At 37.8% G+C, this 25,512-nt stretch carries 29 protein-coding genes and 1 tRNA gene; 8 read left to right on the top strand and 22 right to left on the bottom strand.

The features are described from left to right. Window positions 1-156: 156 nt before the first annotated feature. Window positions 157-1,455, bottom strand: coding sequence for a chromosomal replication initiator protein DnaA (dnaA, locus tag AB8525_RS06065; protein WP_369176860.1), 1,299 nt, complete (start codon window positions 1,453-1,455; stop codon window positions 157-159). A 118-nt stretch (window positions 1,456-1,573) separates the two neighbouring features. Here dnaA and AB8525_RS06070 point away from each other — a divergent pair, with 118 nt between their 5' ends. The 4 genes from AB8525_RS06070 to AB8525_RS06085 all read left to right on the top strand — a co-directional run bounded on the left by AB8525_RS06070 (window position 1,574) and on the right by AB8525_RS06085 (window position 3,334). Further along, window positions 1,574-2,092, top strand: a complete 519-nt coding sequence (locus AB8525_RS06070) for a YqhA family protein (RefSeq protein WP_369150141.1) — start codon at window positions 1,574-1,576, stop codon at window positions 2,090-2,092. Between the two features lie 56 nt (window positions 2,093-2,148). Then, complete coding sequence (gene tpiA, locus AB8525_RS06075) at window positions 2,149-2,898, top strand: triose-phosphate isomerase (protein ID WP_369150142.1); 750 nt, start codon at window positions 2,149-2,151, stop codon at window positions 2,896-2,898. A 2-nt stretch (window positions 2,899-2,900) separates the two neighbouring features. After that, window positions 2,901-3,242 (top strand): preprotein translocase subunit SecG, encoded by a 342-nt coding sequence (secG, locus tag AB8525_RS06080; protein WP_369150144.1) that lies wholly within the window; start codon window positions 2,901-2,903, stop codon window positions 3,240-3,242. Window positions 3,243-3,248: 6 nt separating this feature from the next. Then, a tRNA-Leu gene (locus AB8525_RS06085) sits at window positions 3,249-3,334 on the top strand. A gap of 41 nt (window positions 3,335-3,375) precedes the next feature. Here the strand turns inward: AB8525_RS06085 and folA are convergent. Beyond that, the gene (folA, locus tag AB8525_RS06090; protein WP_369179026.1) at window positions 3,376-3,861 is read right to left on the bottom strand and encodes a type 3 dihydrofolate reductase; all 486 of its coding nucleotides are present in this window, start codon (window positions 3,859-3,861) and stop codon (window positions 3,376-3,378) included. A gap of 49 nt (window positions 3,862-3,910) precedes the next feature. Here folA and AB8525_RS06095 point away from each other — a divergent pair, with 49 nt between their 5' ends. After that, window positions 3,911-4,510, top strand: coding sequence for a nucleoside triphosphate pyrophosphatase (locus AB8525_RS06095; protein ID WP_369176861.1), 600 nt, complete (start codon window positions 3,911-3,913; stop codon window positions 4,508-4,510). 6 nt (window positions 4,511-4,516) lie between these two features. Continuing rightward, window positions 4,517-7,957: a transcription-repair coupling factor gene (gene mfd / locus AB8525_RS06100; RefSeq protein WP_369176863.1), complete on the top strand. Its 3,441-nt coding sequence runs from the start codon at window positions 4,517-4,519 to the stop codon at window positions 7,955-7,957. 44 nt (window positions 7,958-8,001) lie between these two features. On the opposite strand, the gene AB8525_RS06105 is transcribed toward mfd, so the two are convergent. From AB8525_RS06105 to rpmE, 9 genes are all read right to left on the bottom strand, one after another. After that, window positions 8,002-8,943 (bottom strand): carbohydrate kinase family protein, encoded by a 942-nt coding sequence (locus AB8525_RS06105; RefSeq protein ID WP_369176865.1) that lies wholly within the window; start codon window positions 8,941-8,943, stop codon window positions 8,002-8,004. A 46-nt stretch (window positions 8,944-8,989) separates the two neighbouring features. After that, window positions 8,990-9,913, bottom strand: coding sequence for a 4-hydroxy-3-methylbut-2-enyl diphosphate reductase (gene ispH / locus AB8525_RS06110; protein WP_369176867.1), 924 nt, complete (start codon window positions 9,911-9,913; stop codon window positions 8,990-8,992). Continuing rightward, the gene (locus tag AB8525_RS06115) at window positions 9,910-10,329 is read right to left on the bottom strand and encodes a peptidylprolyl isomerase (RefSeq protein WP_369176869.1); all 420 of its coding nucleotides are present in this window, start codon (window positions 10,327-10,329) and stop codon (window positions 9,910-9,912) included. The genes ispH and AB8525_RS06115 overlap by 4 nt, the downstream gene beginning before the upstream one ends. After that, window positions 10,322-11,161: an acetyl-CoA carboxylase, carboxyltransferase subunit beta gene (accD, locus tag AB8525_RS06120; protein WP_369176870.1), complete on the bottom strand. Its 840-nt coding sequence runs from the start codon at window positions 11,159-11,161 to the stop codon at window positions 10,322-10,324. Before accD ends, AB8525_RS06115 begins: the two co-directional genes overlap by 8 nt. Window positions 11,162-11,163: 2 nt before the next feature. Beyond that, a complete protein-coding gene (trpA, locus tag AB8525_RS06125; RefSeq protein WP_369176872.1) occupies window positions 11,164-11,967 on the bottom strand; it encodes a tryptophan synthase subunit alpha in 804 nt (267 codons plus the stop codon). After that, window positions 11,955-12,446 carry a hypothetical protein gene (locus AB8525_RS06130; RefSeq protein WP_369176874.1) on the bottom strand — a complete coding sequence of 164 codons (492 nt, stop codon included), beginning with the start codon at window positions 12,444-12,446 and terminating at the stop codon, window positions 11,955-11,957. The genes trpA and AB8525_RS06130 overlap by 13 nt, the downstream gene beginning before the upstream one ends. Further along, on the bottom strand, window positions 12,439-13,806 hold the full coding sequence (locus AB8525_RS06135) for an AAA family ATPase (RefSeq protein WP_369176876.1): 1,368 nt from the start codon (window positions 13,804-13,806) through the stop codon (window positions 12,439-12,441). The genes AB8525_RS06130 and AB8525_RS06135 overlap by 8 nt, the downstream gene beginning before the upstream one ends. A 2-nt stretch (window positions 13,807-13,808) precedes the next feature. Further along, the gene (gene hemE / locus AB8525_RS06140; protein ID WP_369176878.1) at window positions 13,809-14,843 is read right to left on the bottom strand and encodes a uroporphyrinogen decarboxylase; all 1,035 of its coding nucleotides are present in this window, start codon (window positions 14,841-14,843) and stop codon (window positions 13,809-13,811) included. 105 nt (window positions 14,844-14,948) lie between these two features. Then, window positions 14,949-15,161 (bottom strand): 50S ribosomal protein L31, encoded by a 213-nt coding sequence (rpmE, locus tag AB8525_RS06145; protein WP_369150161.1) that lies wholly within the window; start codon window positions 15,159-15,161, stop codon window positions 14,949-14,951. A gap of 61 nt (window positions 15,162-15,222) precedes the next feature. Here rpmE and glmU point away from each other — a divergent pair, with 61 nt between their 5' ends. Both glmU and AB8525_RS06155 read left to right on the top strand, forming a co-directional pair. Next, complete coding sequence (glmU, locus tag AB8525_RS06150; RefSeq protein ID WP_369176880.1) at window positions 15,223-16,581, top strand: bifunctional UDP-N-acetylglucosamine diphosphorylase/glucosamine-1-phosphate N-acetyltransferase GlmU; 1,359 nt, start codon at window positions 15,223-15,225, stop codon at window positions 16,579-16,581. Further along, on the top strand, window positions 16,581-17,747 hold the full coding sequence (locus AB8525_RS06155; RefSeq protein WP_369176881.1) for an MFS transporter: 1,167 nt from the start codon (window positions 16,581-16,583) through the stop codon (window positions 17,745-17,747). The genes glmU and AB8525_RS06155 overlap by 1 nt, the downstream gene beginning before the upstream one ends. Here the strand turns inward: AB8525_RS06155 and trpB are convergent. From trpB to AB8525_RS06210, 11 genes are all read right to left on the bottom strand, one after another. Further along, on the bottom strand, window positions 17,744-18,949 hold the full coding sequence (trpB, locus tag AB8525_RS06160; protein ID WP_369176883.1) for a tryptophan synthase subunit beta: 1,206 nt from the start codon (window positions 18,947-18,949) through the stop codon (window positions 17,744-17,746). The genes AB8525_RS06155 and trpB overlap by 4 nt on opposite strands. Then, the gene (locus AB8525_RS06165) at window positions 18,942-20,096 is read right to left on the bottom strand and encodes a Fic family protein (protein WP_369176884.1); all 1,155 of its coding nucleotides are present in this window, start codon (window positions 20,094-20,096) and stop codon (window positions 18,942-18,944) included. Before AB8525_RS06165 ends, trpB begins: the two co-directional genes overlap by 8 nt. Before the next feature lie 107 nt (window positions 20,097-20,203). Further along, complete coding sequence (locus tag AB8525_RS06170) at window positions 20,204-20,812, bottom strand: phosphoribosylanthranilate isomerase (protein ID WP_369176886.1); 609 nt, start codon at window positions 20,810-20,812, stop codon at window positions 20,204-20,206. Then, window positions 20,812-21,522: a hypothetical protein gene (locus tag AB8525_RS06175; protein WP_369150172.1), complete on the bottom strand. Its 711-nt coding sequence runs from the start codon at window positions 21,520-21,522 to the stop codon at window positions 20,812-20,814. The genes AB8525_RS06170 and AB8525_RS06175 overlap by 1 nt, the downstream gene beginning before the upstream one ends. A gap of 10 nt (window positions 21,523-21,532) precedes the next feature. Next, entirely contained in the window at window positions 21,533-21,715 is a 183-nt protein-coding gene (locus AB8525_RS06180) for a sulfur relay protein DsrC (protein ID WP_369176887.1), read from the bottom strand. Window positions 21,716-21,956: 241 nt separating this feature from the next. Continuing rightward, a complete protein-coding gene (locus tag AB8525_RS06185; RefSeq protein WP_369176889.1) occupies window positions 21,957-22,136 on the bottom strand; it encodes a hypothetical protein in 180 nt (59 codons plus the stop codon). Window positions 22,137-22,166: 30 nt separating this feature from the next. Further along, window positions 22,167-22,919 (bottom strand): TRM11 family methyltransferase, encoded by a 753-nt coding sequence (locus AB8525_RS06190; protein WP_369176891.1) that lies wholly within the window; start codon window positions 22,917-22,919, stop codon window positions 22,167-22,169. Beyond that, complete coding sequence (locus AB8525_RS06195) at window positions 22,891-23,121, bottom strand: helix-turn-helix domain-containing protein (RefSeq protein ID WP_369176893.1); 231 nt, start codon at window positions 23,119-23,121, stop codon at window positions 22,891-22,893. Before AB8525_RS06195 ends, AB8525_RS06190 begins: the two co-directional genes overlap by 29 nt. Window positions 23,122-23,175: 54 nt before the next feature. Further along, entirely contained in the window at window positions 23,176-24,063 is an 888-nt protein-coding gene (locus tag AB8525_RS06200) for a type II restriction endonuclease (protein ID WP_369176894.1), read from the bottom strand. Next, on the bottom strand, window positions 24,044-24,649 hold the full coding sequence (locus AB8525_RS06205) for a hypothetical protein (protein ID WP_369176896.1): 606 nt from the start codon (window positions 24,647-24,649) through the stop codon (window positions 24,044-24,046). The genes AB8525_RS06200 and AB8525_RS06205 overlap by 20 nt, the downstream gene beginning before the upstream one ends. A gap of 1 nt (window position 24,650) precedes the next feature. Further along, entirely contained in the window at window positions 24,651-25,508 is an 858-nt protein-coding gene (locus tag AB8525_RS06210) for a DNA adenine methylase (RefSeq protein WP_369176898.1), read from the bottom strand. Between the last annotated feature and the right edge of the window lie 4 nt (window positions 25,509-25,512).

Genomic DNA, 25,512 nt, shown 5'->3' on the forward strand with positions numbered 1-25,512 from the left:
AAAACTAATTATTTTCTTGAAAAAACAAATAATTAAATGGTTGATAATAATGTCTTATTTTATGTAAAAACGATAACAAATGTGCATAATTTTAAATTATTTGTTAAGTTATTAAAGTTATTCACAATGAATTGGAAAACACTTTGGGGATATTGTTTATAAGTTGGCTAATTTTAGTTTGAGTAACTCGTATTCATTTCTTATTTCAGTGTCATTTTCCACTTTTTCTTTAATTTTTTTAATGGAGTGTAAAATTGTGGAATGATCTCTATTTCCAAAATGTTTTCCAATTTTAGATAGTGAAAAGTTGGTCATTTCGTGGGTGATGAAAATCGCCATTTGTCTAGCCAAAACAATATGATGTTTTCGAGTTTGAGAACTTAAATCAGAGACAGTGACAGTATAATGTTTGGCACTTTCTTTTTGAATATCATTAATATCAATATTGTTAATTTTTGGCTTAATTAAATCCTCAAGTGCTATATCGATAACTTCTTTGGTAATAATCAAATTGTTCTGTTTAGAGAAGTTAACAAATGCTTTAAGTTTGAGCAGTGCTCCTTCTAGGTCACGTACATTTGAAGTGATATTACTGGCAATATAAAGTGCTGTATCCTCATTTAGATTGATGTTAATGATTTTATTTTCTGCTTTTTTTAGCAATATAGCAGCGCGCATTTCCAACTCAGGCGGAGCGAGAGATAAATTTAATCCTTGTGCAAATCTTGTTTTTAAGCGATCCTCTAAGGACCTAATGTTGGTTGGTGGCTGATCGCAAGTGAAAATAATTTGCTTCTTAGTAGTAAATAAAAAGTTAAAAATATGAAAAAACTCTTCTTGTGATTTTTCTTTACCGGCAATTAAGTGGATATCATCTACCAATAATAAATCAGCAGATTGGTAATAGGTTTTGATATTTTCAATAGTCTTGTGGCGCAAGCTGGTAGTAATGTTTCTAACAAAATCCATAACAGGCGCGTAAATTACTTTGATTTTTGGGTCTTGTGATTTTACTAAATGCCCTGCTGCTTGCATTAAATGAGTTTTCCCCAATCCAGAGCCACCGTAAATAATACAAGGATTGTAAGGAGATTTTTTAAGGTTTTCAGCGATTTGTCGAATAGCGCCGTAGGCAATTTGATTGGCAGTACCCATTACTAAATTATCAAAAGTGTATTCTGAAAATAAAGGTGTTGCGTGTTTTGTATTTTTTTTGATTTTTTGTGTTTCAATGCCAATCTCAATTTTAAGATTTTTGTCGTATTGTGCGACAGCGACCTTAATTTTCTGTTTTAAATTTTTTTTAAGATAATCTACTGCTGAAACATTGGGCGCTAATATGGTTAAAACCCCTTCTTTCTCTGATACCTTTAACGGCTGAATCCAAACGCTATATTCTGTAAGAGGTACAGTGTCTTTTAGAATTTTAAGGCAATTTTTCCAAGCTGTTGGCATATTAATTTTTAAACTGATTAAGGTAACTATTTTAGTCGTTGTCACTACAAAGTTTTGATGTAAATTGGAACAAATACTGATATACTTTACCGCTATTGATTTTTAAGGTTTAATGAAAATGGAATTACTTGAAAAATTTTTTGAAAAAATATTATGGAATTCACGCTTAATGGTGCTTGTCGCTGTTATTTCTTCACTGTTGTTGTCATTATTGTTATTTGTTGTTACTGCGGTTGATGCTGGCACACTACTGGTGCATATTGGCGATTATTTGGAGGCAACTGTTGAGGTTAGAAAAACTTTAAAAATAGAAATGGTGGCACATACCGTTGGTGCGATTGATGGATTCTTATTGGCAACTATTTTATTGATATTTTCACTGGGCTTGTATGAGTTATTTATTAGCGATATTGACGATGCCAAAGAGAGTGACAGGTCTTCCAAGGTATTGGTGATTAATTCATTAGATGACTTGAAATCAAAATTGGCAAAAGTTATTTTAATGATTTTAGTTGTTACCTTTTTTGAAGTTTCGCTGTCGATGACCTTTGTGGAGGCACTTGATTTAGTATATTTTGCCTTCGGTATTTTGATGGTTTCTTTGGCACTTTATTTCAGTTCAAAATCATCGCATTAATTGATTTTTAACGCTATTTAGCGTAACATTACTCATTTTTACAACATATAATCATTATGCGTCAAACAATCGTAGCCGGCAACTGGAAAATGAATGCCTCAAAAGAAAGCGTTAATACTTTGGTATTGGGCATTCTTGAAGGCTTACCTGAGGTAAAAAATTCAAAGGTAATTGTTTGTGCACCTTTCCCTTACTTGTCCCAAGTTGAGGCATTAGCCACACATTCTCAATTAAATCTCGGTGCACAAGATTTAAATGTTAATGCTTCGGGTGCTTTCACGGGCGAAGTGAGTGCAGATATGATTAAAGATTTTGGCGTTAAATATGTCGTTGTTGGACATTCAGAGCGTAGAAGTCTATATGGTGAAACCGATGAAATCGTTGCTGATAAAGTTCAAGTGGCACTTGATAATGAACTAACCCCATTATTTTGCATCGGCGAATTGTTAGAAGAAAGAGAATCTGGCAAAACCGAAGTCGTGGTTGCCCGTCAAATCAACGCAGTTATTGCCAAAGTGGGTATCAAAGCCTTTAAAAATATTATTATTGCTTATGAACCTGTTTGGGCGATTGGCACGGGTGTTACTGCCACACCACAACAAGCGCAAGACACACACGCATTTATTCGTAGCCTATTGGCTGAAAATGATGCAGACATCGCACAATCAACCCCTATTCTTTATGGCGGCAGCATGAACTCTGCCAATGCAGAAGAATTAATTGCTTGTGAAGACATTGATGGTGGTTTGATTGGCGGCGCATCTCTCAAACCAGAAGATTTTCTAAGTATTTGTAAAGCAGGTTAATTATGTCATTTCAAGTTATTTTAATTATTCATGTGCTATTGGCTTTAGGCTTAATCGCACTTATTCTAATGCAACACGGCAAAGGCGCTGATGCAGGTGCAGCTTTTGGTGCAGGCGCGTCAGGCTCTGTATTCGGTGCTCGTGGTGCAAATTCATTTATTTACAAGCTAACTGCTGGCGTTGCGGTTGGCTTTTTTATCACCAGTTTATCATTAGCTTATTTAGCCACTAATGAAAATACTGGTGAAACAGAAAAGCCTCAGAGCGTTATGGAAAAAGTGCTTCCAGCACTAGAACTTGATGTGCCAATAATGGACACTCAGGACAGCGACATTCCTAAATAAATTATTGCCGATGTGGTGGAATTGGTAGACACGCTACCTTGAGGGGGTAGTGAGCTACGCTCGTGCGAGTTCGACTCTCGCCATCGGCACCATTTTTTGACTTTGTATTACAAACGAACTATGTTATAACTTATTATTTCCTATCTAAAATAGTGAAGTGATAGGTGTGTTTATTTTTTTCGTCAGGAGCATGAGACTCTTTGAAGGTTTCAGCAAAGTCATTGCGATCGAATTCAGGGAAATAGGCATCGCCGTCGTATTTCCCCTCTATTTGGGTGATATAGAGGCGATTAACACTGGGGAGTATTTGTTGATAGAATGAGGCGCCGCCCATAATCATAACTTCATCGTCATTTTTGGCGAGGGATAATGCGTCGTTGATGCTGGGGACGACTTCGCAGCCATCGGCTTGGAAATTGGGGTTGCGACTGACGATGATATTGCGACGATTAGGGAGGGGGAAGCCAATGGATTCGTGGGTTTTACGCCCCATTAGCACGGTTTTACCGGTGGTGGTTTTTTTAAAATACGCTAAATCTGCTGGCAGATGCCAAGGTAAAGCATTGTTTTTGCCAATGAGTTGGTTGTCGTCCATTGCGACGATAATTGATAAGCGCATAATATAAATAAAGTAAAATAGCATTCATTTTACAAACACTTTGCCTACTGTGTCGTTAATTCTTGCTTCTTCTTCGCCGTTTAGGAAAACATTGCTTAATCAATTGGGGGTAGTGTTTGCTATTGTTGTTCCTGATATTGATGAATCTAGGCAAGAGAATGAAACGCCTGAGCAGTTGGTATTTCGCTTGGCACAGGAAAAAGCACGCAAAGTGGCAAAAACACATAGTGGGCTTATTATTGCTTCAGATCAGGTGGCAACGCTGGCTGATGGCACGGGGGTTGATGATGTGGTTTTGACCAAGCCACATACCCACGAAAACGCTGTTCGGCAACTTGAAAAAAGTTCTGGGAATGTGGTTACTTTTTTAACCAGTTTGATGCTTTTAAATACAAAAACGGATAGAATGCAAACAATTGTCCATATATCCAAGGTATTTTTCAAGGTGTTGGATGCAGAAACAATTGAAAATTATCTGCGTATAGATCAGCCTTATCAGTGTGCAGGTAGTTTTAAATCTGAAACGCCTTTGGGTGTCAGTCTTTTTGAACGCATTGAGGCAGAGGATGCCGATGCAATCGTTGGTCTGCCACTTATTCAACTAACCAAAATGCTGAAAAACGAAGGCATTAATGGCATAAAAGGCTAGCTTCCTATGTCCTATCTCTATCCACAAGAGCAAAATATCACTCCCTTTGAATTTGGACAAAAGTTCTATTGGGGCGCGCTCCACGGCAGTGCACAGGCGTTGGCGTTGATTGAATTTGCACAACACCAAGAGCAAGTTATTTTGGTAGTGGCAAACGACATCAGTCATTTTGACCAGTTGTTTAAATCACTACATTTTTATAATACTGATTTGGAGATTCTGAGGTTTGATAATTGGGAGGTGTTGGCTTTTGACCATTTTTCCCCGCATCCAGATATTACTTCAAGCCGACTCAATACCTTATCAAAACTACCTAATCTTAAACACGGTATTGTCATTACTACGCTAGAATCGCTAACACAGCAATTATGTCCGCTAGCGTTTAGCAAAGCATACAGTTTTAGCCTGAAAGTTGGCGACACACTAGAGTTGCAAACTTTCGTCCAACGCTTATTTAAAATCGGCTATAACCGAGTAACGAAGGTAATGGAGCATGGCGAGTTTAGTATCAAAGGCTCTCTGATAGACCTGTATCCGATGGGTGCAAAACTGCCGTGTCGCTTAGACTTGTTTGACCAAGAAATTGAATCTATTCGCCTGTTTGATGTTTCAACACAGCGTTCTACCGAAGTAACGCAAGAAATTTCTTTATTGCCCGCCAGAGAATTTTCCACTGACCAAAATAGTATCAAGATTTTTAAAGAAAACTATCAAAAGACTTTCGGACATACTAACGGCTTTATTTTTGATGAAGTTACTGAATCACGCCTACCAATCGGCATTGAGTTTTATCTTTCGTTATTTTTTACCCGCACCAATACCTTATTTGATTATCTACCAAACGACAGCATTATTGCTACCAACGAAGGTTTCAGTTCACGGGTAGCGTTAATTTACGATGAAATCGACAGCCGATACCAACAAGCCAGTGAGAATTTTGACAGACTGCCACTGCCTGTTAAGCAAGTTTTTATTGAGCAGCAGCAGTTATTTAGTCAAGTCAAACAACGACAACAATTATTGATTGGCAGTTCAAAAAGCGAGGAAAAGTTAGGTCATTTGAATTTTGACAGCAGGTTGTTGCCACCGCTGAATATCAACGCACAAAACAAAGTGCCACTAAATAAATTTCTAGTTTTTGAGAAAAAATTTAGTGGCAAGATTTTGATTGTTTGTGAATCCAAGGGGCGACAAAGCGTGCTGAGTGACTTGCTTATTAGTCACCAACTCAATCCCAATCCAGTTGAGGGCTGGCAAGGCTTTTTGAATAGCGATAAAAAACTTTGTATCACCAACGATGAACTTAGTGAGGGCTTGCTAACCGAAGATATTGCCATTATTACCGAAGTTAATTTGTTCGGTGCCGATGTGGTCAAACAGCAAAGACGGCGGCGAGCCAAACACAAGGATTTTGATGAAGCGATTAAATCTTTGGTGGAAATTCAAATTGGCGATCCTATTGTGCATGAAAGTTATGGTGTGGGACGGTACTTAGGGCTAAAAACACAAACTTTTGACGGTTTAACGCAAGACTTCTTAATGTTGGAATATGCCAAAGGCTCAAAACTGATGGTGCCAATGACCTCGCTTAACTTAATTTCTCGTTATTCTGGTGCATCGTCAGAGACTGCACCACTGCACAAACTCGGCACCAACCAATGGACTAAAGCCAAGCAAAAAGCACATGAAGCCCTGTATGACATTGCCGCTGAATTACTAGAAATCTATGCCAAACGCGCGTCGCAAAGAGGCTTTGCCTTTCCTGCGCCAGACGATGCTTACAACTCGTTTGTTGCCAGTTTTCCTTTTGAGGAGACCCCCGACCAGCTCAAAACCATGGGCGAGGTATTGGCGGATATGCAATCACATAAGCCAATGGACAGGCTGGTATGTGGCGATGTCGGCTTTGGTAAAACTGAGATTGCCATGCGTGCTGCATTCTTAGCGGTTGAATCTGGCAAGCAAGTCGCCATTTTGGTGCCGACCACGCTACTCGCCAACCAGCATTATGCCTCTTTCAAAGATAGATTTATTAACTATCCTGTTGAAATCGCTGCCTTGTCACGCTTTCAAAGCACCAAAGAACAAACGCAAATCAAGCAAAAACTGCTCGCTGGCACTTGCGATATTGTTATCGGCACACACAAGTTGATTCAGGGCAGTATCAAATACAAACAACTGGGTTTGGTGATTATTGATGAAGAACACCGATTTGGCGTTAAACAGAAAGAAACATTGAAAAAAATGCGTGGACGCAGCGACATTCTCACCATGACTGCCACCCCAATTCCACGCACGCTGAATATGGCACTTGGATCGCTTAGAGAGCTCTCAATTATTGCTACGCCACCACAAGGGCGAAGTGCGATTCAAACCTTTGTTAAAGAATGGGACGATGATGCGATTAAAGAGGCTTGCTCTCGCGAGATGCACCGTGGCGGTCAAATATTTGTTTTGCACAATGACATTGACACCATTGATAATATGGCAGAGAAACTCAAGACATTAATGAAAAATGTACATATCCGTATCGCTCATGGGCAAATGCCCAGCCGTGAATTAGAGCAAATTATGAGTGATTTTTATCACGGTCGCTTTCAGATTTTGGTCTGCACCACCATCATTGAAACGGGTATTGATATTCCAAATGCTAATACCATCATCATTAACAACGCACAAAACTTTGGTTTGGCACAATTGCACCAGTTGCGTGGCAGGGTAGGTCGTTCACACCATAGAGCCTATGCTTATCTAGTCATCAAATCCCACCAATCACTCAGCAATAACGCTAGAAAACGCTTAGAAGCGGTGGAATCTTTGGAAGAATTGGGCGCTGGATTTATGCTTGCCAACCATGACTTAGAGATTCGTGGTGCAGGCGATTTACTGGGCGACAACCAGTCGGGAAAAATTAGCGAGATTGGCTTTAACCTTTATCATGACTTGCTTAAACGCACAGTTGATGCGATGCGTGCAGGCAAAAAAATCAACCTAAATGACCCCATCAACCATGAAGTTAATATTGATACTGGGCTTGCTTGCATTATTCCCGATACTTATTTGGGTGATGTGCATGAGCGCTTGGTTTTATATAAACGCATCGCCAATGGCAAAGACAATGACGAGCTCAAAGACTTAACCATTGAAATGATTGACCGTTTTGGCTTATTGCCAGATCCCACTAAAAACCTATTTGCTGCTACTCGACTTAAACTCTTTTGTGAAAGAATTGGCGTTGATAAAATTTCAATCTATGGCGACAAAGCACACATTGTTTTTTCAGACAAAATTAACATTGAACCCATTAAAATCATCAACTTGGTGCAAACCCAGCCCAACAACTATCAACTCAAAGGACAAAATCAGTTAATTTTTAAGCGCGAGATGCCTGAAACCATTGAGCGGATTGAGTTAATTGAAGACCTGTTAAAAACTTTAGAAACCTAGCGAGTTAGCGGTCAGGCGGAGTGTCTTTAAGCGATTATTATAATTCAAAACAAAGGTTCGCCATAATTTTGTTGATATAAGTGTTCAATTTCTGTCAAATCAAACTGATGATTTTGCGTGCCTAAATGTGCAATTTTAATTGCACCTAAAAGTCCAGCGAGTTGACCTGTGGTTTTCCAGTCCATATCGTTCATTAAGCCGTATAACAGCCCAGCACGATAAGCATCGCCACAGCCTGTTGGGTCTTGAGTGGATTGCGTTTTTGCTGGGGCAATGTTAATCACTTCGTTGCCTGTGTGAATCTCGCTGCCTTCACCACCTTTGGTGATGATGAGCGCATTTACCATTGAGGCGACGGTTGTTAAATCTAAGCCTGTTTTTTCTTGTAGCATTTGTGATTCATAGTCATTGACCGCTACATAGTTTGCTTGTTTAATAAAGGTGATTAATTCTGCGCCTGAGAACATCGGCATTCCTTGACCTGGGTCAAAGATAAAAGGGATGTGTGCATCGCTAAATTGCTGGGCGTGCTGAATCATGCCATCGCGCCCATCAGGCGAGACGATGCCAATATCAGCCACAGAAACATCGCTGACTTTGTTTTGGTGTGATTCGCTCATTGCCCCTGGGTGGAAGGCGGTAATTTGGTTGTCATCCATATCGGTGGTGATAAAGGCTTGGCCTGTATAAGCGTCTTTAATTGCTTTTATATGCGCGGTATTCATATGATGAGATTCCATCCAGTTCATATAGGGTGCAAAATCTTCGCCTACGGTTGCCATTGGTATGGAGCTGGCACCGAGTAAATGTAAGTTATAGGCGATATTGCCACCACAACCACCAAACTCTTTGCGCATCGTTGGCACTAAGAATGAGACATTGAGCATATGCACCTTGTCGGGCAAGATGTGGTTTTTGAATTGGTCGTGAAAAACCATAATAGAATCAAAGGCGTAAGAGCCACAAATGAGTGCTGTTTTTGACATAGTATTTCTCCTTTTTTTATTTGACAAGGTTCGACCTTGTCAAGGGTTATCTTAGCTGTTCCGGTATTGGAAAGTGTGTATTTTCTTTTACGCCATCGACTTCAACCACTTCTTGCGCACCATGGCCGCGCAAATAATCAATGACTTCTTGTACTAATATTTCAGGCGCTGATGCACCAGCTGTTACACCGATAGTGTTGACACCTGTTAGCCAGTCTGAGTGAATTTCGTTTGCGTCATCGATAAGATAGGCATTTTTTTGCATTTTTTCAGCAATTTCTCTCAAGCGGTTTGAGTTGCTGGAGTTGCTAGAGCCTAATACCAATAGCACATCAGCATCCTGCATGAGTATTTTAACGGCATCTTGTCGGTTTTGTGTGGCGTAGCAGATATCGTCTTTTTGTGGTGATTTAATCTCAGGGAACTTGTCTTTAAGTGCATTGACAATTTGCTGGGTATCGTCAATGGATAGGGTGGTTTGTGTTGTATAAGAAAGTTGTTTGTTGTCCAAATTTAACTTATCCACATCTGCAACAGTTTCAATCAGCGCAATATTTGCACCTTGATTTGACTGCCCAAGTGTGCCTTCTACTTCGGGATGCCCTTCGTGTCCAATTAAGACGACCTGATGGTTCTGTTTTTGTTTGCGCACTACTTCTTTATGGACTTTGGTGACTAGTGGACAGGTAGCGTCATAAATAATGGCGCCAATCTTTAGGGCCTGTTTGCGCACTGCTTTTGACACGCCATGCGCACTAAAAATCACCACTTTTCCTGTTGGCACTTCATCGATTTCTTCCACAAAAATAGCACCTTTCGCCTTTAAATTATTGACAACAAACTTGTTATGTACTACTTCATGACGCACATAAATAGGCGAACCATGTAACTCTAATGCACGCTCAACGATTTCAATGGCACGCTCAACTCCTGCGCAAAAGCCTCGTGGATTGGCAAGTAGGACTTTCATTGAGAGCTTTCAGATTTTTCAAGTATTTCTACTTGAAAGGAAACATTGCATCCCGCTAAGGGGTGGTTGAAGTTTACGGTAATGTCATTACCCTCAATTTTATCAATGCAACCCGCATAGGAATCCCCTGTGGGCGTTTTAAATTCAACGCCATTGTTAAGCTTGATGTCTAGTTCCTCAGGAAATTCAGCACGATTCATAACTTGAATGGCACTGTCGTCAGCTTGACCAAAGGCCTCACTAGCGCTTAATAAGAAGGTTTGTAATTTGTCCACTTGTGCTTCTTCAATGCAAGATTCTAGGCAAGGGTCAAGTTGCCCATCACCAACTTCAAATTCAAAAGGGATGTCAAGCGAGGCATCGACCAATTCACCGTTTGCGTGGGTAAGTTTGTAGAGGATTTTGTATTTAGCCATGTAATGCTTGTAGCAGTTGGTGTACTTTATTGCGTAAGTCCTTGCGATGGACAATCATATCAATCGCCCCTTTTTCAAGCAAAAATTCGCTGCGTTGAAAGCCAGATGGCAATTCCTCTCGCACTGTTTGTTCCACTACTCTGGGACCAGCAAAACCAATCAGTGCATTTGGCTCAGCAATGTGAATATCGCCAAGCATAGCAAAACTAGCAGAAACACCGCCCATGGTGGGGTCGGTTAAAATTGAGATAAATGGAATTTTTTTGTTGCTCAGTAATTTTAGTGCTAGTGCCGTTTTGCTCATTTGCATAAGCGAAAATAAGCCTTCTTGCATACGCGCACCACCTGACGCCGAAAAACAAACCAGCGGTGCACCAGTGTCCATACTAAGTTGTGCTGCACGGACAAATTTTTCGCCCACCACAGAACCCATTGAGCCGCCCATAAATTTAAAATCAAAGGCAGTCACAACAATGTCCATTCCATATAGTGTGCCACTTTTTACCACTAAAGCGTCTTTTTCATTGGTGATTTTTTGTGCCTGAAGAAGGCGTTCTTTATATTTCTTTTGGTCTTTAAATTTTAAAGGGTCAACTGCAACCAAATCAGGTGCAATTTCTGTTTGCCCCTGTTCATCTAAAAAACTATCGAGCCGCACACGGGCAGAGATGCGCATATGATGGTCGCATTTTGGACAAACATAATTTAAGCCTTTTAATTCCTCTGCATAAAGCGTGGCTTCACATTTAGGGCACTTACTCCATAAACCCTCAGGAATATTTTTCTTCACCACACTGGTAATCGAGGGTAATATTTTTTCTAACCAACTCATCGTTACTCCTTAATTGCTTTTGAAATCTCGTTTGCCAACGCACCAACATTTGCCAACATTTTATCCTTATTCTCACTATATTTTTCAACAAATGATACCAATGATGAGCCCACAATTACCGCATCTGCTGATTTGGAAACCATTTTGGCAGTTGCTGCATCTTTAATCCCAAAGCCAACACCAACAGGCAAGTTGATGAACTGGCGGATTCTATCTATGTTTGTATTCACAGCATCAATATCCAAATGCCCAGCACCAGTAACGCCTTTGAGTGAAACAAAATAAACAAAGCCAGAAGCAATATTGGCTAAAGCTGCCAAGCGCTCATTAGTCGTGGTTGGCGCTACTAAGAAAATAAAGTCAATATTCGCACCATCCAAACACGCCTTTAAATCCCGTGCTTCTTCAGGTGGCATATCCACTACCAATACACCATCCACACCACTTTCACTTGCCATATCAGCAAATGCTTGATAACCAAATACTTCAATTGGATTCAGATAGCCCATCAATACAATCGCCGTTGTGTTGTTAGTTTGTCTAAATTTCGCAACCAACGCCAAAACATCACGCAAACTTACCCCATCTACCACTGCTCGCTCGTGCGATTTTGCAATCACTGGACCATCTGCCATTGGATCAGAAAACGGCACACCGAGTTCAATCACATCTGCGCCATTTGCAACCAATGTTTGCATGAGTTCAAAAGTATTATCTAAGCCGCTATCGCCTGCGGTAATAAAGGGGATAAAGGCTTTTTGCCCTTGTTTTTTTAGGTTCTGAAAGGTATTTTTTATTCTTGACATAATCTGGTATCTAATGTTGCTAATTTAGCACAAATCTCATTTGTTTTGCAAATAACGAAATATTCTGGTCTTTTAAACTTTATTTTTATTTTTTTAATTGGAAAAAAATTATCCAAAATAACAATATCGGTATCATTCTTAACTACTACACAATAGAGAATAGGAATGACGAGTTGATTAATATGTTTCCGAATAATCTTAATAGATTCCGTGTACTTTTTGCCAAGATTTTTTAATATATCCCTTGGCGTCTTTGATTTTAATTGTTCTTTTAAATCTTTTAATTCAATTAGAATAACCCCATTTTCTATTATTTCAATATAATCAACTTGGCATATTTGGCTGTATTTTTTATCCAAGGAAACAACAAATCCGCCATCATGCCTATCAAATAATATCGCTTTACAATCTGCTGCTTCTCTATTTCCGTCTTTTTCAGCGTGCTGAATTGTTTTGCAATAGTCGGTTAAATCAGCCATTCTTTGCGTCTTCTATATATAGGTCTTTGTATGAAGATGACAATTCTTCTCTAGACTCTATTAAATTTTCAGTAATATCATCAGAGTCAAATCCAAATAAACCACCCTCTTTGGTGAAATGATTGACCGCAATAAAATCACCATCTTTGCTTTTAGTGTGAACTTCTAAAGACTTAATCATGTCTAAACTGTGCGTTGCCATCACCACATTAACACCGCTTTCTGCCAACTTAATCAAAACCTTGGTTAATAAAACTTGCCAAGCAGGGTGTAAATTTGTCTCTGGCTCATCAAAAAACACAAATGAGCCTTTGCTGATGACATTATTTTTTAAGAGTGCTTGAATCATGCCTAAATTGGTCATACCAAAGGAAATGAGATTTTTATCAATTGTGTTGCCATTGTCATCTTCAAATGACAAGTGACCATTATCAAAAATAAATTCGCCACCAATTTCTGTTTTTAACTCAGTCGCTAATTCTGAAACTTCTTCTATCGGTGGATTTTTTGATTTGGTGTTAAGGATTTTGTCCAAATCATAAAAATATTTTGAGACACCTGTTAAATCATTTTTTTGTTCCACTTCTTTCGACTTATTGAGTGCATCTCTGACACTCCAATAGGCGGGAGATTCAAAAAAAACTACCCTTGAGAACTGATTGATTTGTGCGATAAAATTATCACTAACATTACTAACAATACTGTTACTACGAAGAGTTAAAGTAAAATCTTTTTCTGTAGATTGGATTTTGCATTCTTTTTCACCAAAAGAAATTAATTCTGATAGGTCTGTAATTTGAAAATTATCTCTAATTTCATCGCAAAGTGCATTGTTTAAGGCAGTAATATGGCTACTTTGACTATTTTTTAACTTTTCTCTTAACAGTTCGAAGGCGTGCTCTAATTCTTGAATGGTTTTTTTTGCTAATTTTATTTTGATAGGTTTTTTTTCTATCTCTTTTAAATAACTTTCAAACTCTGCTAAAAATTTATCTGTTTGCTCGTATAAGGCAATCGTATTTAAAAAATAAACGGTTGCACTTTCATCTTTAAATTTATTCAAGTCATCTTGTAATATTGACAAAGACTTGCTCAAGTTGTTAATTTGTCGCCTGTCATTTTGACTGATACGCTGAATTGACAATTTCAGTACGGTTAACTTACTATCAATTAACGACATATCAAGGGTAATATCTCTATGTAAAACATTGGTATTGAGTGTGTTGAACGCCGAATAAAGCACTTTAGTAAAAAAACTCTTACCCGTACCATTTTCGCCAGTTAGCACAGTCAAAGGGCGAACTTTTACTGTGCCCTTTTTTAATTTACCTAAATTTTTAACTTCAATATCTAATTTCATTGTTACCTCTTGCTAAATTGATGCACACAATCCACCAATACTTGCATATTTTCAGGGTCAACATCAGGGGTAATGCCATGACCGAGGTTAAAAATATGCCCTGTATTGCCTTTAAATTGAGATAAAACTTTTTTCACTTCTTGTTCGATAATTTCGGGTGTGGCATACATCACGGCAGGATCAAGGTTGCCTTGAATAGCAACTTTATCGCCTACTTCTGCTTGCACGACATTGAGTTCAACTGTCCAATCAATGCCAATACCATCACAGCCAGTATCGGCAATGTGGGTTAAATGTTTGCCGCCGTTTTTGCTGAATAGGGTGATTGGGGTGTTAGGATGTTGTGCTTTGACACCTTTAACAATTTTTGCCATATAATTTAATGAAAAATCTAGGTAATTTTGCTTGGACAATACACCGCCCCAAGTGTCGAAAACCATCACGCTATCAGCACCAGATAAAATTTGTTGGTTAAGGTAGACGATGACGCTGTCGGCTAATTTATCTAACAGCAAGTGCAGTGCTTTTGGCTCGTTAAATAGCATTTTTTTAGTATTGGCGAAGGTTTTGCTGCTACCACCTTCAATCATATAAGTGGCTAAAGTCCATGGACTGCCGCTAAAGCCAATCAATGGTACGCGGTTATTGAGCGCTGTTTTAATGGTCGAAACCGCATCAAATACATAGCTTAAATCATCATTCACATCAATTGGCAAATTCTCAATGTCTTTTAGAGTTTTAATTGGGTTGCTAAATTTCGGGCCTTCGCCCTTTGAAAAATATAAGCCCAAACCCATCGCATCAGGAATTGTCAAAATATCTGAGAATAAAATTGCTGCATCTAGGTCAAATCTATCAATCGGCTGCATCGTTACTTCACACGCCAACTCTTTATTTTTGCATAATGACATAAAATCACCTGCTTGTTTGCGTGTGGCACGATACTCTGGCAAGTAGCGTCCTGCTTGGCGCATCACCCAAATTGGGGTGCGGGAAGTTGGCTTTTTTTGTAAGGCGTTTATATAATCAAATGACATGTTCTAGGTAAATGGATTAATTGGTGTGTAATTATAGCGATTTTGCTCAGTGTTCGGGCATAAAAAAAGCCACAAATAGGTGGCTTTTTATTGAATGATTTTTGTTTATCGCTTGAACGCACCGTAACGAGATTTAAACTTCTCAACACGACCTGCACTGTCCATAATTTTTTGCTTACCTGTGTAAAAAGGATGGCAAGAAGAGCACACATCTAAATGTAGCTCTTCTTTACCGATGGTTGAACGCGATTCAAAAGTATTGCCACAAGAACATACTATTTTTACTGCTTCATAATTTGGGTGAATATCTGTTTTCATATCTATAACGGTTTTATCGTAAATCTCAAAGAGAGCATATTATATACTATAAAATACAATTATGAACAATATTAACGCAATCATTCTCGCTGCCGGCAAAGGCACGCGCATGAATTCCACTAAACCCAAGGTTTTGCAAACTCTGTCGGATAAAACTTTGCTTGAACATGTGCTGATTCAAGCACAGCAACTTTGCTCAAAAGTATATGTAGTGTATGGGTTTGGTGGCGAGCAAGTGCAACAGACGATTAATGATGCATCAATCAATTGGGTTGAACAAGTTGAACAATTAGGCACAGGACATGCCGTTGCACAGGCAATGCCACAGATTGACGATGACTCAATTTCTTTGATTTTATATGGCGATGTGCCTTTAATTGAACAATCCACTCTAAAAAAATTAATTGCCCATGCGCAAGAAAGTGGCGTAGCATTATTATCCATTATTTTGGAAAATCCAACGGGTTATGGACGAATTTTGCGTAAAAACGACCAAATTCAAGCCATTATTGAGCAAAAAGACGCTAATAATGAGCAACTTGCTATTTCTGAGGTGAATACAGGTATTATGGCGGTCAATAGTGGCTTATTAAGGATATATTTGGGCGAATTAGGCACAAACAATGCCCAAAGTGAATTTTATTTAACCGATATTATCGCAATGGCTGTGAATGATGGCAAAATTATTGCGTCAGTCATTGCAGAAAACGAATTTGAGGTAGCAGGCGTGAATGATAAAATACAATTAGCAAAATTAGAACGAACTTTTCAACAAAATCAAGCTATTCAATTTATGCAAGATGGCTTGACTTTAAAAGATCCATCGCGTTTTGATTGTCGTGGCTTGCTCAGTTTTGGACAAGACTGTGAAATTGATGTCAATGTCCTGGTTGAAGGTGATGTATCTTTGGGATATAATACGACAATTGCACCGAATTGCATCATAAAAAACGCTAAAATTGGCAATAATGTAGTAATCTTGTCAAACTCTGTTATTGAAAATGCAGTGATTAATGATGGTGCATCTATCGGTCCATTTGCCCGTATTCGCCCCGAAACAACTATTGGTGAAAATGCTAAAATCGGTAATTTTGTTGAAGTCAAAAAATCTAGTATTGGCAAAAATGCAAAGATTTCACATCTCAGTTATGTGGGTGATACGCTGATGGGTGAGGCAGTCAATATTGGTGCTGGTGTCATCACTTGCAACTATGATGGTGTTAACAAACATCAAACTATTATTGAAGAGGGTGCATTCGTTGGTTCAGATTCACAACTCATTGCCCCCGTCAATATCGGCAAAAATGCTACTATTGGTGCTGGCTCAACCATTAGTAAAAATGCCCCAGCGGGACAATTAACACTCAGTCGCTCTAAGCAAATGAGTCTTAAAAACTGGAATAAACCTGGCAAGAAGTAATGTATTCACTGCCCCGCAATGTTTGGCTATTGGCAGGCAGTTTGGCATTATTTATGTCGCTGAATGTATTTATGATTTTTTTAGGCGGCATCATCGGCAGCGCCTTAACACCTGTCAAGAGTTTATCAACGCTACCCGTAGCATTATTAGTCATAGGCACCGCCAGCGGTATCGTGCCTATTAATCGCATTATGTTCATTATTGGCAGATATAAAACCTTTCTTGGTGTCTGCATTTTCACTATTTTAAATATTTATTTGGCAATCGTTGCGTTGCAAATGCAGTCTTTTTATTTATTTTGTTTATCCAGTTTTTTATTTGGCACTACTACTGCAACAGCTAATCAGTTTAGATTTGCCGCTATTGAAAGTGTGGATAAAAATTTGAGCGTCACAGCTACTTCCGTTGTGTTGAGTGGCGGATTGGTTTCTGCTTTTCTCGGCCCAGAATTGGCAACGGCAGGAATGGATTTATTCTCCACTGACTTTGTTGGCTCTTTTGTTTTGCTTAGTGGGTGTTTTGGCATCGCTTTTTTTATATTGTGGTTTTATCAACCCATTAATATTATTGGTGAAAAGCAAAATACAGCGGGTAGAAGTCTATTAGAAATTATGAGACAGCCGATTTTTATTGTGGCAATGTCAAGTGCTGCGGTGGGCTATGTGGTGATGAGTTACCTAATGACAGCCACGCCAATGAGTATGCATGTGATAGATGGTTTTTCTTTGGAACACACCAAATTCGTGATTCAATCACATGTGATTGCGATGTTTTTGCCTTCATTATTCACGCCAATTGTAGTCAAATTAGTCGGACTCAGAAAAATGATGATGATAGGTGTTCTATTTTTCTTTATTTGCGTTGCAATCGCCTTTTCATCACACGCATTTACGAACTATTGGACGGCACTCATTCTGTTGGGTTTAGGTTGGAATTTCTTATTCATTGGCGGCACTAGTTTATTACCACAGTCCTACAATGAAGCGGAAAAATTAAAAGTACAATCGGCAAATGACTTTTTAATTTTCAGTTTGCAAGCACTGGCATCACTATCGGCTGGATGGTTGGTATTTGACTTTGGTTGGGAAGTGGTATTGCTATCAACTGTGCCTTTACTGGTTATACAACTAATCATTTTATGGCATTCTTTAAAGGTAAAGTATTAAAACTCAATCCCTTCGATTTCAGCAATGGTGTGAATGTCCTTATCGCCACGCCCCGAAAGGTTGACAATAATATTTTTATTTTTGTCAAGTTCTTTAGCAAGTTTGATGCTGTATGCTATTGCATGAGAAGACTCTAATGCTGGCAAAATACCTTCAACTTTAGTCAGTGTGTGGAAAGCATCAAGCGCTTCTTTATCGGTAATTGCTACATATTGAGCACGACCTGAGTCTTTTAAATAAGCGTGTTCTGGACCAACACCGGGATAATCCAAACCTGCTGAAATTGAATGTCCTTCAATGATTTGACCATTTTTGTCTTCCATTAAATAGGTGCGATTGCCGTGTAATACACCCACACTACCTGCACAAAGTGGTGCCGCATGTGCGCTTGGCCCTTTTTCCATGCCATGACCCGCCGCTTCAACGCCATAAATCTCAACCGATTCATCGTCAATAAATGGGTGGAATAAACCAATTGCATTTGAGCCGCCACCCACACAAGCAACGAGTGCATCAGGCAAACCGCCAACTTGCTCGGCAAATTGTGCTTTGGCTTCACAGCCAATCACGCTTTGGAAGTCACGCACCATCATTGGGTAAGGATGTGGCCCTGCAACTGTACCAATAATATAAAAGGTGTTATCAATGTTGGTTACCCAGTCACGCATCGCTTCGTTTAGTGCATCTTTTAAAGTCTTGGAGCCAGAAGTTACAGGCACAACAGTTGCACCCAGAAGCTTCATGCGATAGACATTGAGAGCCTGACGCGCCACATCAACTTCGCCCATATAAACCACGCATTCCAGCCCTAAGCGAGCCGCAACTGTTGCCGTTGCCACGCCATGCTGACCAGCACCTGTCTCAGCAATGATGCGAGTTTTACCCATGCGTTTTGCTAATAGTGCCTGACCAATGGCATTATTGACCTTATGTGCGCCAGTGTGATTGAGGTCTTCTCGTTTGAGATAAATCTGCGCACCGCCAAGTTTTTCGCTGAGATTTTTCGCATGATAAAGTGGTGTTTCGCGTCCTACATAATGCTTCAAATCGTCTTTAAAGTCCGCCAAAAAGTCCGCATCATTTTTGTATTTTTCATAAGCATCTTTTAATTCGGTAACTGCGGTCATTAAAGTTTCTGCGATAAAAACACCGCCATATTGTGCAAAGTGGCCTTTATCATCTGGTAAGTTGTAACTATTCATATTCTGGAAATGGTGTTTTTAATAATTCTAAATAAGACGAAAAAACAAATATACGATTACGCTTATTGCCTGTTAACTCTTTTAAAACCTCAACTCTAACTAAGTCATCAACTATATTTTTGGCAACAGAAGAAGATACTTCAAGACCAATTTCAACATCTTTAACTCTGATAAAAGGCTCTTGAAATAACTTTTCTAATAATTTTAAATTGTTAGTTACTCTGTTGGTTTTACTACTTATTTTACTGGTTAATTTTTCCTTAAGATTTAATATATTAGTCAAAACCTTAATGCTGTGTTTTGCGGTTTGTTCTACACCTGTTAAAAAAAACAAAAGCCACCCTGATAAATCATTGAAATGCCTAACCCGCATTAATTTTTGACAATATAAAGTTTTATTTTTCTCAAAAAATACAGACATATAAAGTAATGGTTTGGACAATAATTGTTTATCAACTAAATACAAGGGTATCAACATTCTACCGATTCTACCGTTGCCATCACAAAAAGGATGTATGGTTTCGAATTGGTAATGAGCGACTGCAACTTTTATTAAATCAGGTACCAAAATATCTTGATTATGTAAAAATTTCTCTAAATCTGACATTAATTCATTAACAAGACTTTGGTGGGCAGGAATAAACTCTGCATTTTTTAAAGATGGTCCTAGCCAATTCTGTGTTGTTCTAAATTCACCTGGCATTTTATTTTTTCCACGACCAGAAGACAATAATGTTTTATGCGCCTGTTTAATTAATCTAGTGCTAATTGGAGTTTTGTCTAAACCTTCAATAGCAGAATTAACGGCTTGTATATACAACATAACCTCTTCTAAGTCGTCTTTATCTTCTAGTTTTATGTCTTCCTTAGTTTTAAAAATATCATCTATTTCAGTTTTTGTACCTTCTATTTTGCTAGACAATGTTGCTTCATTACCTATAAAACTTAAAATAAAAATATCAATATTTGGCACTAATCGTGCCATTGCATTAAGTTCGCCAATAAGCCTTGCAGCTGTTTCAAATTTAACATTGACCTTGCTATTGTCAATCTCAAAGCTATGATTTATTTTTTCTGGCACAAAGTACTCATAATCATAAGAGTAAATGCTTTCTATGTTGCCTGCCTTAAAATTTGTTATTTTCATATCTTTTCTAAAAAGAAATAAGAATAGTTATATTTCTTTATTTTATCTAAAAAAGAAATAAGAATAGTTATATTTCTTTATTTTATCTAAAAAAGAAATAAAAGGCATTAGCATTCTGCTATAAACTGCTTTATTTTATCAATATCTTTTACGCCTTTTGCACTTTCCACACCGCTAGACACATCCACTGCATAAGGATTAACTTGCTTGACGGCATCAGCAACCGTATTAGAGTCTAGCCCCCCTGCCAAGATAATCGGTAAATCAAGTTCTACTTTTGCCAAGCCCCAATCAAAAACTTCACCTGTGCCGCCATAGGTGTTTTTATTAAAAGCATCTAGCAACAAGCCACAAGATTGGTGATAATCATCCGCCATTTTGACAAGGTCAGTGTCTTGATGAACACGCACAGCCTTAATAAATGGCATGGCGTATTGACCGCACTCTATGGGCGATTCATCACCATGAAATTGCAAAGTATCCAACGGCACTTCGCACAATACCTCATCAATAAAACTAGAATTTGCATTCACAAATAAACCCACACGATTAATAAATGGTGGCAGTGTATTGACAATTTCTAAGGCAGTTTTCACTTCAACATAGCGTGGCGATTTGTCATAAAACACTAAACCGACAGCATCTATACCAAGAAGCGAAGCCTCTCGTGCATTACCAGCTTGAGTAAATCCACAAACTTTAATTTTTGGCTTCATTAAGCCTCACTATCTAATTTGTCTCTAATTTTGTCCCTATCAATCCACCATTTGTCATCCACTAACTGGTCGATTGCCCCTGATAATTTCTTTAAAAATACCTCTGGTTTATCTAGTTCCAAAGTTCTACGCCATAAATCAAAGGTCGATTGGTCTGTCACATGTGAATGCTTGTCTGCCACACTCGCCAACATTTGCGAGGTGAAAAAAGTCAAATCATCGTCCTCGCCACAACGCATTGAGGTAATATAATGTGCCACTGTTGCCGCCACCGCCCGTGTATCCGCCTCTTCAGGAGATTCTTCCACCAAATGCTGTAACATTGCCACCGTAATCTCAGGGTCAATCGGAAAAGTAATCCCCAACCACAACGCATGCCCAAGTGCCACCAACGCATCAGGCCCTTCTGATAAAAACATCACATCACAAGCCTCAACTGCCAACTCCCACAACTCGTCTTCCTGTGCAAGGCTAAATGCGGTAAATGCCTTTTCCCAAGCATCTGCCCCCTTATATCGTTCAACCTGAATCCGTCCAATTTCCAACAACGCCTTAATCCGTTCTTCAACCAGCGTCCCCTCATTCATCTCAGCAAGTTGCCCCTCAAAATAGTGAAGTCGTGCCGTCAACTGCTCTTCGTTAGCATAAACATCCTCGCCATCATCCCCATCGAAAATATCCTCACCTTTATTCAAATATTTAAATCCCACACACCACCTCCTAGTAAAAAGCCGCTTCCAAGCGATCTTCCCAATTCTCAGGCGTATCACCATAATCTGGCTTCACATCCATCTGAAAAAATCGCTCATCCGACCCCTCGGCAATCGTTTTCAACACCAACACCAAATCCTCAAAAGTATCCAAACCTGGATTTGCAATCATCACTTCGCTAATTAATAACATAATTTCTTGTTGTATTCTAAAAACACCATTTTACCTCATACCATTTTCAAAAAGTAATGACACTAAAAAGTGCTGATAATTGTTTGTTTTAGCACGCTAAAACAGATAAATATTAGTGTTTTTATAGCATTATTTTTTATAAATGGTATAAGTTAAAACATCCAAAGAAGTCAATATGTGTCGCTAAAAAATGTCCAATTTTCTTTAAAATCATTTTCTTCTAGTGCATAAGTTAAATTTCTCAACAAACCTTTACCAAACGCAACACCCCCCCTAAACACACAATACTATTTTCTTGACAAAATTTCTCAATAAACACTTCACACGCTTCACTTATTGGATGAATTGCTGTTGCATCTGTAGTTTCTTCGTCTTTTGTTCTGTTGGCTCCATTTAAGCAAACAATTTGATAATCATACATAACACACTCCTTTTTTATTATTTTTCAAAACTACCTTACTTTCTTAAATACAAACAAATGCTCATGCTTAATTAACAAAAAATTATAATCTTTACTTTTATTAACCCAAAAGCCAGTCGCCTTGCAATTATGTTGATGTTTAATAATATCTTCTTTTAATTCAAATCCAACATTAAAAAACCTTTGCATTACTTTAAATGCCAAAGGCTGATACATTTTATTACGCCTAGTATCGCCAATTAAAATAGCACAATATTTACCAGGCTTTAATATCCGGTAAAACTCTTCTGCCACCTTTTCCATTTCATTGCAAAACATATCTAAATCATGAATATTAGACAAATCCTGTTCTATTTTCTTATCAGAATATTTAATAATATCGGCATAAGGCGGGTGGTTAAGTACAAAATCAATGCTATCGTCTTTCAATATAGACAGGTCTCTACTGTCATTAATTTTTGTTTTTATAATTGGGCTAAATTCACTCTCAAAATCAAGTGCAATTTCTGTAATTTTGATTGCATTCGGATTTATATCAAGTGCCAAAAGATTTCTGTTTAATAATTTGCATTCAATCGCAGTTGTCCCACCACCAACCATAGGGTCAAGTAAATAATCCCCTTGCTTTGAATACCTTACGATTAAATTCCTAACAACTTCTGGTGCCCAATTCCCTCTATAGGTGCTTTTATGGGTTGCCCAATTACCACGCCGAGGAAAACTCCACACTGTGGCACATTCTTGTTCAAATTGCTCAGGATTCAGTTTTTTTATTTTTTGCATTATTCAAGCCACCTTTTTGTTTTAAAACAAAAGATATTTCAAGCCCCAAGTAATCCAAAATTTTCTTCAAAGTTTTGTTATTCATGTTGTAACTTTTGATTGCCTGATAAAAATGTGCCCTCTCAAGTCCTAATGCCTTATAAACATCACTAGGCTTCACACCTCTCTTTATCAATTCAATCTTAATATCCTTTTCTAACACAATTATAACCTATTTTTTATTTTGTAAACATAATAATATACAAAAGATACTAATTTATTTACAAATATCATTTAAAGCGTTGCTTTTCAGCATACTGAGGTTAATAACATGGTCGTTATGATTAAAAGTTTCTTCCAAAGGATTTAAGGCAGTTAGCCAACCTTGTCCATCAGTAATCCAAATAAAATCTATACCCTGTGATTTAACAAAATCATTTAATGTTTGATATTCGCCAGCTGTTGCTTTTAATTTAGAACCACCACCGCCGTAATAATTAACTTCAATTAAATATAGTTTGTCAGTCTGATTGTTATATAAGGCAAAATCAAACCTTCTGCTATTTTTATCAGTCTGAATATCATAATTGAAGTTGTCTTTAATACTCATCTGTGTTGCTTGCTCTATAAAACTAAAGTTTCTATTTACACCACAAAAACCAGCCAAATAACTGGAAACAATATTTTCCATTAATATGCCCGTTCTATTTTTTCTCCCGTTAGAATCAAGCCCAACTTCAACACCAAAGCAATAATCAATTAGGTTTTTAATATGTCGATTCTGAAAAATATCTTTTATCCCGCTTTCATCAAAAAATATGCCCAATTCTTGCTCTACTTTTGCATTAAGAGTGTCGTAGAAAATATAAGACTTATTTTCAGAAATCAGTGTATTTACATCTGAAACAATTGGCGTGTCTTTGAGTTTAATTTTTCTAGTGGCAATTAAAAGTGGCAGTGCTGTTCTGATATTTGGGTATTGCTTGATTAGCGATATAAAGGCACTCTCTATGTCGTCTTTCCCAATCAAACTGTTTAAAATATTAAGCTCAATCTCAACTTTCTTGATATTTAGTTTAACTTTTTCAAAATCGGTAAAGTAACCCCATGTGAATATTGATTTTTGGAATGTCGTTTTTAAATCATTAAAATTGTACATTTTCATCTATTCCATTTTTAAACATCGCTCTTCCAGAGAAACTCCAATAAGTTATATCTTGCTCTATAAATAGCCATTTTATAGTTTTTAATAGTGTTTCATACTCAACATTGCCAATATAACCATTTTTTAATGGCGCAAATTTTTTATCTTTCAAAATTTTTCTAGGATCTTCGCAATTGTAAATTTTCTTTATAGCTTCTCCCATTAACTTTTTGTCTTTTTTATTGATAGCTTGCAATTCTAAATACACGCTATCATGTCTTGGGGTTTTTGTTTCTCTTTTAGGGTTTTTTTCTGTTGGTGCTTTAAATTTGTATGTTTTGACATTGACAGTAAAGTCAAAGCCTTTATTTAAGTAGGCAGGTCGTTGTAAATATACAATTTCATTATTATGTGTTTTCTCTACGCAATATATAACTCTTACAGATTTTTCCCCTCTTCCTGTCCCCACCTCTTCAGACTTAAATAACTCAATAACACTATCTCTAATGTTTTTTCTGTCTTGTTCCCAATTCCCAGTATTTGTTTGAACAAAAAAATCTACTTTATCAATTAGTTTAAAGCCATTTTTTAAGTCATCACAATTCACACTAGCACCTTATTAAAACTTCATTAATTTTACTACGCCCATTGCCTTTGCTATTTATAAAACGATTGGCTTGCACAAAGTCAATTACATACCCTTGATATAAATCTTTAATAAAATCTGTATCTGAATTGCTTTTCATGACAATACATTTTTTTTGATGTAGTTTTTGAAACATATTAAATAACTGCTTTTGTTTCTCATCTAAAAAGACATTTTTATCATAAGCAGTAAAAGAGGTGGTTTCAGTAAGTGGGTAGTAAGGTGGATCAAGATAAACAAAATCATTTTGATTGGCATCGTTTAATGTTTTATCAAAAGTCTGATTAGAAATGATTGCACTTTGTAGCGCTTCACTGGCATTTAAAATCACCTCTTTATCGGCAATGTTTGGATTTTTATAACTGCCGATTGGGGTGTTGAAATAGCCCTTAGAATTAACCCGATACAACCCATTAAAGCAAGTTTTATTAAGGTAAATAAATCGTGCTGCTCTTTCTAGTTTTGGCAATGTTTTAAAGTTGTTTGACCTGTCTAACTCTCTGGTTTTGTAGTAAAGTTCTTTATCGTGATTATTTTTATAATGCACTAACTCGGTTATGAGTTTTTCAGGGTTATTTTTTACAATTTGATAAGTGTTAATAAGTTCTGAATTTATATCAGAAAGATAGGCTTTTTTACCTTCTAACATTCCCCTTGAATAAAGTTCAAAGAACACTGCGCCACCCCCTAAAAATGGCTCATGGTAATTATTAAACTCTGTTGGAAATTTAGCAAACAGTTGTTTTATCAAGCCACGCTTGCCGCCTGCCCATTTTAAAAATGGCTTGGCTTGGGGTTGATTGTTTTTAAACTTTGACATAAGA

It is taken from the genome of Candidatus Thiodubiliella endoseptemdiera (genome assembly GCF_964212635.1).
GTDB classification, from domain to species: Bacteria; Pseudomonadota; Gammaproteobacteria; order PS1; family Pseudothioglobaceae; genus Thiodubiliella; species Thiodubiliella endoseptemdiera.